This window comes from Saccharopolyspora sp., assembly GCF_017434145.1.
GTDB classification, from domain to species: domain Bacteria; phylum Actinomycetota; class Actinomycetes; order Mycobacteriales; family Pseudonocardiaceae; genus Saccharopolyspora_C; species Saccharopolyspora_C galaxeae.
Map to the genome: position 1 here is coordinate 1 of NZ_JAFRFW010000855.1, position 9,078 is coordinate 9,078.

Here is a 9,078-nt window from a genome sequence, read left to right on the forward strand (position 1 = left end):
AGCCTTCCCTGTTGATCGGTGTGGGTTCGTCGGCGAGGTGGGTGAAGATCTGGGTGGAGCCGACCCAGTCGGGGTTGTGCGCGGCTTGTCCGGCGGCGTAGCGGGCGACCCGGACCAGTTCGGGTAATCCGGGGTCCCAGCGCGCGGCCGGGTCGGTCGCGGGGGTCGATCCCGGCACGCCTAACAGGACGCTCGCGCGATCGTCGGCGATCACCACCTGCCCGGCCGGGTCCCACGCCGCCCACGACGCACCCGCCCGCGCACGCGCATGGTTGTAAGCGGCGATCAGCTCGGCGCAGCCGTCCTGGGCGCGCTTGCGCAGGGTGGACCGGGTCCGGGTGGCGGCGTTGGACAACCAAGCGCCCGCCGCGTCGGGAAGTTCGTTGCGCCAGCAGGAGATGTTGAGCGCGGCGATGGGTTCGCTGGTCACCACGTCGCGCACGGCCACGCCCGCGCAGTTCCAGTCGTGGAAGGCTTGGCACCAGTGCTCCGCGCCCCGGACCACCACCGGCGCATGCGACTCCAGCGCGGTGCCCATGCCATTGGTGCCGGTGGAACCTTCCGCCCAGGAGAACCACGGCGCGAGGTTCGCCTGCGCGGCGCGATCGCGGGTGCGCTGATCGCCCCACTCGGCCAGTATCCGGCCGGTGGCGTCGGTGACGGTCACGACCCCGCCCGCATTGCCCACTTCGTGGGCCACGGTGGCCGCGCGGAACCCGAGTTCGGCGAAGACCACGTCGTGCTCGAGCGGGTGGTCGACCTCGGCGACCGCGACCGGCGCCTCGGTGATGTTCGGATCGACCCGGTATCGGTCCCGGCAGCGGAGCCAGGAGACGAGCACCTCCGGCCGCACGCCGCGGACGTCGTCCGCACCCCGCACGAAGCGCTCCCACGCCCCGTAGACCGTCGACTTCCCCGGAGTCCGGGAGATCGGTGCGAGCCGGTGCACTTCCGCCATACAAGACCGCCTTTGGTCGCACCGAGCCGACCGGTGGCCCGGATCCCGCGCCGGAGGATGACCACCGCGAGATCGCAAGCTAAGACGCCGAGCGAGGCGAGTGCCAGCAGGCTGGGACAACCGCGCCCGAACCTCGCACGAGCGGTGGCCGAGCGGTGATGAACGGTCCGGGATCGCGCATCAGCGGCGGTGAAGGTCGCGTCGAACGCGACCCCGATCGCACTGCCCGCCCGCTGCTGGCGCGCGTTGGGCGAGCAGCACGCGCGGAAACTCGTAAAAGCGTCCGGGCGGCAGGTTCGTTCCGGGAGTCCGGGCTCGGCGGGAAAACCATTGAAATGCGCGGCGAGCTGGGCGGCAATTGGTTGCGCCCGGGATTTCCGGCGGTTTTGGCGGCGACTCCCGTCGTTGCGGGCGCGGCACCGCCGGCGAAGCATCGGACCGCTCATCAGCCGGCGGCGACCGTTCGTCCGTGATCGCCCGCCGTTCGTCGTCGATCCGTTGGCACGGCGGAAAACGCACGGCATCCTGTCGTCCGGCATCGGGGGCGAGAACACGCCTTTTTCAACGATAAAGAGGAGATCGCCGGAGTTCCGGCCGGTGCGATGGATCGGTCGCGCAAAGCTCGCATGTCTTGAATCAGTGGCATTCCGAATGCTACATTGTGACCGCTATCACTGATAGATTCTGCGCGGGTACCGCCCTTCGAGCGACGAGGAGGTCGCGATGACCGGGAGAGTGCCACCTCTGGAGATCGTTCCGAGCTGTTCCGGCAGCAACGGGGCCGATTCCCTGGTGGCCACCTCGAGCCGGGTCGCGCGGGCGTGGGAGAGCTTCGCGACGGGCGAGGACGTCGAGCAGGGCGTGCGCCCGGAGATCCTCGCCTCCTGGTACCGCTGCCGGGACCGGTACGAAGTCGACCCCACGCTGCACGTCGCGCCAGACGCCCCCGGCTACAACGACCACCGGCTGGACAACGACGTGATCTTCGCGAAGCTCGGTGGCCTTGGCGCGCTGGCCGGCCGCGAGGTCGAGTTCGACGGCGGTGTCGTGGCGGTGACCGACGGAGCAGGCCGGATCCTGGGCTCCTGGGGCGATCCGAGCACCCGCAAGCGGGCCGAGTCGGCCAACATGGCCCCCTGGTCGTCCTGGTCGGAGCAGTGCACCGGCACCAACGGGATGGGCACCTCCTTCGAGGTCTCGGGGCCGGTGACCGTCACCGGGCCGGAGCACTGGTGCGAGGGCTTCCACCAGTGGGCCTGCGCGGGCATCTCGATCCGCGACGTGGTCACCGGCTCGCCGGTCGCCGCGATCAACATCTCCCGGTGGAACGCGCCGATGTCCGAGCGCGTCCCGGAATGGCTGACGCAGGCGGCCGCGAGCGTGGAGCAGGAGATCTACCGGCGCGCGCTGTCCGAGTCCAAGAGCGTGCTCGCCGAGTTCAACGCCGAGGCCGCGCAGGACAGCGGCGCGGTCATGGCCATCGATCGCGGCGGCAACGTCGTCGCGGCCAACCACGCGGCGGCCTCGTTGCTGCGGCTGACCACCGGCAGCCCGGTGATCAGCGGCGTGGTCGAGCCTGCCGACCGCTGGCAGCCGGACATCCCGGAGTTCGCCGAGGTCGTGCGCTGGGCGACCAGCCGGGCGGTGGAGCGGCCGCAGTGGAGCGGTTACGCCTGGTTGTCGGTGTGCCCGGGCGAGAATCCGATCCCGGTCACATTGCGCCCCGTCGTGGACGCCAACCACGTGGTGGGCATGTTCTGCGCGTTCGGGATGCAGGAGGGCGAGCCGTACGAGAACACCGCCCAGTCGGCGGCTGTTTCGCTGCCGCGGCGGGTGATCGGCATCCGCAACGACCGGCTGGTGCTGCTGGCTCCCGCGGAGATCCGCTACGCCGAGGCCGATCGCAACATCGTGTGGCTGGGCACCGACCGGGGGCGCATCCAGGCGGCCACTCGCGGCCTGGACAACGTCGAGGAACTGCTGACCCCGCACGGCTTCCGGCGGGTGCACCGGCGCTTCGTGGCCAACCTGCGCCGGGTCGCCGAGCTGGAGCGCGGTGTGAAGGGCGAACTCGTGCTGATCACCGAGCCCCGCTCGCACGAGCTGGTGCCCGTTTCGCGGCGGCACGCACCGGAGATCCGGCGGCTGCTCGGCCTCTGATCCGCTCGTCGCGGTGCCGCCGCCGTTCGTTCACGATCTCTCTCCGGTGGTTGGAGATCGGTTGTCCCACCTCCGTGCGTCGCACAGGCTTTTCCTCGGCAACACCGCATTTGCGCCGACCGCGCAGCGAATTCGGTCCGGGACCGTTCCCGTTGAACGACCCGCCGTGCGCGTGGGCGGCCGAGCGGGCCGATGCCGCGGGAACGATTCGCGCGCGGCGTCGGCCGGGAGGTGAGCAACGAGGTGGCCCGGGATGACCGCGCGGACGCGGACGACCTGACGCAGGGCCGGGCGGCGCGCGACAGCGCTTTCCGATGTCCGCTACGCGGTCGATTTCGCCGCGGCCGTCGGCGCGGGACGGCACCCGAACTCCCGCAGTGCGGTTCAGCGCCGTGGGCGAGGTCTTCGCGGGCTTCGCCGGAAGGGTCGTGCGTGCAACGGCGAAGAGCCGGGGATCGCCGCGCAGGACGGTGGAGTTCTTCTCGAAGGGACTGCGGATGATCAAGTCGCGTGCCGTGGTGGCACCTGGTCGTGGAAAGCCGGTCGAGGTGGTGCCGATCGACGTGCCCGAGCCAGGGCCGGGTGAGGTCCTGGTCCGGGTGCAGGCGTGCGGGGTCTGCCACACCGATCTGCACTACCGCGAGGGCGGGATCAACGACGACTTCCCGTTCCTGCTCGGCCACGAGGCCGCCGGGATCGTCGAGGCCACCGGCCCGGACGTAGCCGAGGTCGCCGAGGGCGAATTCGTGGTGCTCAACTGGCGCGCGGTCTGCGGCGAGTGCCGCGCCTGCGCGCGCGGGCGCCCGCAGTACTGCTTCGACACCGGTAACGCCGAGCAGTCCATGACCCTCGAGGACGGCACGCCGCTCTCGCCCGCGCTGGGCATCGGGGCGTTCACCGAGCGCACGCTGGTGCACGCGGGGCAGTGCACGAAGGTCGACCCGGCGGCCCGGCCCGCCGTGGTCTCGCTGCTCGGCTGCGGCGTGATGGCCGGAATCGGCGCGGCGGTCAACACCGGCGGCGTCTCCCGCGGCGACTCGGTGGCCGTGATCGGCTGCGGCGGTGTCGGGGACGGCTCGATCGCGGGCGCCCGGCTGGCCGGGGCGGCTCGGATCATCGCCGTGGACACCGATCCGACGAAGCTCGAGTGGGCCGCGGAATTCGGCGCGACGCACGTCGTGAACGCCGCCGAGGACGACACGGTCTCCGAGATCAAGTCGCTGACCGGTGGCAACGGCGCGGACGTGGTCATCGACGCGGTCGGCCGCCCGGAGACCTACCAGCAGGCGTTCTACGCCCGCGACCTCGCCGGGACCGTCGTGCTCGTCGGGGTTCCCACACCGGACATGGAGCTCAAGCTCCCGTTGCTGGACGTCTTCGGTCGCGGCGGGGCGCTGAAGTCCTCCTGGTACGGCGACTGCCTGCCGAGCCGGGACTTCCCGATGCTCGCCGACCTGTACCAGCAGGGCAGGTTGCCGCTGGAGAAGTTCGTGACCGAGGAGATCGCGCTCGGCGAAGTCGAGGATGCGTTCGCGAAGATGGCGCGCGGCGAGGTGCTGCGCTCGGTGGTGGTGTTCTGATGGCGGCCCGCGTCGACCACACGACCACCTCCGGCACCTTCTCGCTGGACGGGCAGACCTTCGAGGTGGACAACAACGTCTGGGTCATCGGTGACGACGAGGAGTGCGTCGTCGTCGACGCCCCGCACGACGTCGCCGCGATCCGCGAGGTGATCGGCGACCGCCGCGTGCTGGCCGTGCTGGCCACCCACGCGCACGACGACCACGTGCGGGTGGCTCCGCAGCTGACCGGCGCCACCGGCTCGCCGCTGCTGCTGCACCCCGACGACCTGGTGCTGTGGCGGCAGATCCACCGCAGCCGGGACCCCGACGGATACCTGGCCGGCGGCCAGGAGATCCACGTCGCCGGAGTCGCGCTGCACGTGCTGCACACCCCCGGGCACGCGCCCGGCGCGGTGTGCTTCGACGTTCCGCAGCTGGACGCGGTTCTCACCGGCGACACGCTGTTCGCCGGCGGCCCGGGGGCGACCGGTCGGTCCTATTCGGACTTCGGTGTCATCGTCGAGTCCATTCGGGACAGGCTGTTCACACTGCCGGACTCGCGCGTGGTGTACCCCGGTCACGGGGACACCACGACCATCGGCGCTGAGCGCCCGCACCTCGACGAGTGGATCAGCAGGGGGTACTAGCCGCTCGCGCTCGCGATCGCGAGCGCCCGTGGGAGGGACGTGGTCGATGGGATGGACCACTCACCGCGTGCGGGCCTGCAGCCTGCAGGAGCTCCCGCCGGGCACGGCACGCAAGCTGCGCATCGCCTTCCCCGCGATCGCGATCTTCAACGTCGACGGCACCGTGTACGCCTTGGAGGACCTGTGCACGCACGCCTTCGCCGTGCTCAGCGCGGGCCGCTTCGAAGGCATGTCGGTGGAGTGCCCGCTGCACCGCTCGCAGTTCGACGTGCGCACCGGTGACCCGCTCTGCGGCCCCGCGGCGAAGCGGCTGCGCACCTACGAAGTGGAGGTGATCGCGGGGGAGATCATCGTGCACATCGAGACCTGGTTCTCCGGCACGTTGGCGTGACCGCGAGGGCGGACGAATTCGCGTGACTTCCGCGCCGCCTTCGCGGGGTGCGGCTAACGCGAGCTGGGCAGCGCCCCATCGCCGTGCTGCTGAGCCGCCGGCTTCCGGACCGACTTCATCAAGGGTTTTCCGTTTCGCCGGAACGCAATCCAGCCGGCCGCCCGCGGCGACGCGCTGATCCGCGAACCTGTGCTGCGGGCGACGTCGCCCACGGCACACGATGTCGCCGTGGGCGTCGCGGCGGTTTTGCGCCGCACGCCGCCGCGACGACCAGTGCGGGCAGTGCGCACAGGACGGCCAGTGCGCCTCGATAGGAGCCGAACCACTCGCTGCCCAGGGCCAGAACGAGGGGACCGAGCGCGGAAGCGCCGATGACGACCGAATGCACCGCGCCGCGCAGAGCTCCGAGATGCCCCGGGCCGAAGTGATCGGTGAAGACCACGGCCTTCAGCGTGCGCACGCCGCCAGTGCAGGCGCCGAGCGCCAATCCGTACCCGACGGCCGTCCAACCCGGACGGACCCACCCGGCGCCGATCGTGGTGAGTGCGAGGACCGCCATGATGGCGATGACGAGCGCTCGGTCGCTGACGTGATCGGCCAGCCAGCCGACCAGGAAGCTCGCCAGCAATCCCGCGAGCAGCTGCGGAACGAAGTTCGCGGCCGCCTCGGAGCCGCCCAGACCTCGTTCGCCCAGCAAGGAGACCTGGTGGAAGGTCAACGTTGTGGTCACCAGGCTGCATACGCCCGAACCGCCGATGACGACCCAGAACACCGCGGTCCGGCTCGCTTGCCGAAGCGTCCGGTCGGCGGAGGTCTCCCGGGAGGGCGAATCGGAGGCGACGCAGTGCGCCGATCCGGCTTGGGTCGTGCTCGACGCGGCCGCGTCGTCCGTGCGCACGCGCCTTGGCATGACGAACAGCGCTGCGGGCACGGTGAGCGCGAGGACGGCGCATCCCTCCAGTTGCCACACGGTGCGCCAGCCGAACTCGCCGATCAGCCGCTCGAGCACCAGGGGCGCCAGCGAGATCGCAGAGCTGCCGACCGCCGAGACCACACCGGTCGCGAAGCCCTTGTGCTGGTGCACGTAGACGGCCACCGCGGTGGTCGCCACGAGGCTCAGCGCTGCCTGCCCGCCGACGCGAATGCCGACGAAAGTCGCGGTCAGTCCGGCGACTTCGGTCACCGCACCGGTCGCCAGCAGGACCGCACCGAAGCAGAACCCGACGGTGGCCATGGCGCGGCGTGGCCCGAAGCGGTCGAGCAACCGCCCCAGCAGTGGCATCAGCAGCGCACCCACCAGCGAGCCGAGCGAATAGGCCGTGGCCACCGCCGATCGCGACACGTGCAGCGACGTGCTCAGCGGGTCGACGAACACCGAGATGGCCGCGGTCTGCGCCGGCGCGGTCATGGCCAACGCCACCGAAGCCGAGGCGATCACCCGCCTGCGGTAGCGCTTGGCGGATTTCCCGGGTTCTGCCCCCTCCTTCCCCGCTGACTTGGACCGGTCGACGGCGATCGGCACGAGAGCTCCTGCACAGGTACGCGCGAACGGGCGCGATCAGGGTTTGAAGAACGAGGAATCGTGGGTCTGCCCGAGCGCCGCTCGTCCGATCGTGGCGAGGACGTGATCGTCGTTGTCATGGCGCGCGTAGAAGGTGAGGTCGCGCAGGATCCGTTCGACCGGGCTCGGACGAACCAGGCTGCGCGCCCCGCAGGCGCGGATGCAGTGGTCGACCGTCTGCAGCGCGAGGTGCTCGACCAAGTGGCGGGCGCGGTTGCCTGCGCGTTGCGCTCCGGTGCGCTGGCCGTCGTCCCAGAGCCGGGCGACGTGGGCCAGCCAGAGGTGAGCGGTTTCGACGTTGACGGCCATGGAGCCGACGCGCTGTTGAATGTAGGGATCGGCGGTTTTGTCCTGCCGGATGAGGTATTCGCGCGCATAGGCGAAGGCGCCTTCGGCGGCGCCGAGGAAGCTCGCCGCGTAGTGCGGGGTGAAGGCGCTCTGCCAGCCCTGGTGCAGATAGGCGCCCGGCGCACCGATGAGGTTCTGCGCGGGCAGGAAAGTCCGGTCGAACTCGACCAGATGGCTCGCGGTGGCACGCATGCCGATCGGGTCCCACCACGAGTCGTCGATGGTCACGGTGGGGTCGGAGAGGTCGCACGCCAGCAGGAGCAGCCCGTCGGCCGGCGCGTCCGCGTGCCGAGCGCCTCCGGGACCTGCGGTGTTCACCAGCAGAATGGCCCAGTCCGCGCCGGTCGCGCTCGTCGCGAACGCCTTGGTGCCGTCCAGGACCCATCCGTCCTCGACGGTGGTGATGCTGGTGCCGAACCGGGTGTTTTCACCGGGCTTTCGGGCTTGCGGCTCCCCGCTCCAGGCGACCCACTTCTCGCCGCGGCGCACGATGCCGTCGAACCAGCGCTGTTGTTGCTGTTCGGTGGCCAGCGCGTGGATGAGCACGAGCGCGTTGGTGTGCCCTTCCCAGCATCGGCCGAGTGAGAGGTCGGCTCTGGCGAGCTCCTTGGTCATCAGCCACAGCGCGAGCGTGTCGCCGTTGAGCGGGCCGAGTCCCAGTCCGCCGTGCTCGCGGGGAACGGTGGCCGCGTTCAGGCCGGCGGTGGCCAGATCGTCGAAGTCCCGGCCGGGGAACGTCGCCGCCCGGTCGTGCTCGTCGGCGCGCTTGGCGCACTCCTCGGCGACTTCGCCGACACGTCCGAGCACGTCGCGGCTTCCAGGGCTGAGTTCGTGCAGCCACGTTGCTTCCAAGGTCCCGTCGAGGTCCACGTGTGGTCCTTCCTGTCGGATGTCGGCCAGTCAGCGGTGCGGGGACCGCCGGGCCTTCCGCGCCGCTCGCAGCAGCGCGCGGGTCTGCTCGGTGGGGATGTGCTGTCCGGTCATGAGGCGGAACTGGCAGCCGGCGTCGGCGAGCAGCACGTCCCACCCGTCGATGACGGCGAGTCCGCGTTCGCGGGCGGCCGCGCTGACCGCGGTCTCCTCCGGGGCGTAGACCATGTCCACGACGACCGCGTCGTCGGGCAGTTCGGCCGGTCGGAACGGCACCCGGCCGGTCACCGGCGTCGCGTGCACCAGAAGCGAATACCCGTCCGCGCGGAACTCGTCCAAGGGCGTGAACTCGAAGCCGAGCAGTTCGGCGACGGCACGGCCGCGACGGGGATCGCGGTTGACCAGCACGGTGTCCGCGCCGCACCCGGCGAGGGCGAGGGCGGCGGCGCGCAGTTCGGGTTCGGCGAACTCACTGGTGTCGCACGGGGATTCGTGGCGCGCCGACACGTCCAACAGTCCCGCGATCAGCCGCGCCCTGGCCCGCTTCGACATTCCCGTCTCCGGCCGCAAAGCCGCCGTGA

General features: G+C 70.9%; 8 protein-coding genes. 4 read left to right on the top strand and 4 right to left on the bottom strand.

The window, feature by feature from the left end:
• Positions 1 to 958: DNA-binding protein (locus IJH84_RS23260; RefSeq protein WP_295149011.1), on the bottom strand; the 958-nt coding region annotated here is incomplete at its 3' end.
• Positions 959 to 1,681: 723 nt separating this feature from the next.
• On the opposite strand from IJH84_RS23260, the gene IJH84_RS23265 reads away from it, so the two are divergent.
• The 4 genes from IJH84_RS23265 to IJH84_RS23280 all read left to right on the top strand — a co-directional run bounded on the left by IJH84_RS23265 (position 1,682) and on the right by IJH84_RS23280 (position 5,718).
• Entirely contained in the window at positions 1,682 to 3,118 is a 1,437-nt protein-coding gene (locus IJH84_RS23265; protein ID WP_295149013.1) for a DNA-binding protein, read from the top strand.
• 497 nt (positions 3,119 to 3,615) lie between these two features.
• The gene (locus tag IJH84_RS23270; RefSeq protein ID WP_295149024.1) at positions 3,616 to 4,698 is read left to right on the top strand and encodes an S-(hydroxymethyl)mycothiol dehydrogenase; all 1,083 of its coding nucleotides are present in this window, start codon (positions 3,616 to 3,618) and stop codon (positions 4,696 to 4,698) included.
• On the top strand, positions 4,698 to 5,327 hold the full coding sequence (locus IJH84_RS23275) for an MBL fold metallo-hydrolase (RefSeq protein WP_295149017.1): 630 nt from the start codon (positions 4,698 to 4,700) through the stop codon (positions 5,325 to 5,327). The genes IJH84_RS23270 and IJH84_RS23275 overlap by 1 nt, the downstream gene beginning before the upstream one ends.
• Before the next feature lie 46 nt (positions 5,328 to 5,373).
• Positions 5,374 to 5,718 carry a non-heme iron oxygenase ferredoxin subunit gene (locus IJH84_RS23280; RefSeq protein WP_200071809.1) on the top strand — a complete coding sequence of 115 codons (345 nt, stop codon included), beginning with the start codon at positions 5,374 to 5,376 and terminating at the stop codon, positions 5,716 to 5,718.
• Positions 5,719 to 5,836: 118 nt separating this feature from the next.
• On the opposite strand, the gene IJH84_RS23285 is transcribed toward IJH84_RS23280, so the two are convergent.
• The 3 genes from IJH84_RS23285 to IJH84_RS23295 all read right to left on the bottom strand — a co-directional run.
• A complete protein-coding gene (locus IJH84_RS23285; protein WP_295149021.1) occupies positions 5,837 to 7,240 on the bottom strand; it encodes an MFS transporter in 1,404 nt (467 codons plus the stop codon).
• A 36-nt stretch (positions 7,241 to 7,276) separates the two neighbouring features.
• A complete protein-coding gene (locus IJH84_RS23290; RefSeq protein WP_200071807.1) occupies positions 7,277 to 8,497 on the bottom strand; it encodes an acyl-CoA dehydrogenase family protein in 1,221 nt (406 codons plus the stop codon).
• A gap of 30 nt (positions 8,498 to 8,527) precedes the next feature.
• A partial coding sequence (locus IJH84_RS23295; RefSeq protein WP_367269082.1) for a shikimate dehydrogenase occupies positions 8,528 to 9,078 on the bottom strand: 551 nt, incomplete at its 5' end.

What these genes read in the sequence shown, in the direction of transcription:
- IJH84_RS23280 (WP_200071809.1), top strand. Translation starts at nt 5,374, where the DNA reads ATGGGATGGACCACTCACCGCGTGCGGGCCTGCAGCCTGCAGGAGCTC.
- IJH84_RS23270 (WP_295149024.1), top strand. Translation starts at nt 3,616, where the DNA reads ATGATCAAGTCGCGTGCCGTGGTGGCACCTGGTCGTGGAAAGCCGGTC.
- IJH84_RS23265 (WP_295149013.1), top strand. Translation starts at nt 1,682, where the DNA reads ATGACCGGGAGAGTGCCACCTCTGGAGATCGTTCCGAGCTGTTCCGGC.
- IJH84_RS23275 (WP_295149017.1), top strand. Translation starts at nt 4,698, where the DNA reads ATGGCGGCCCGCGTCGACCACACGACCACCTCCGGCACCTTCTCGCTG.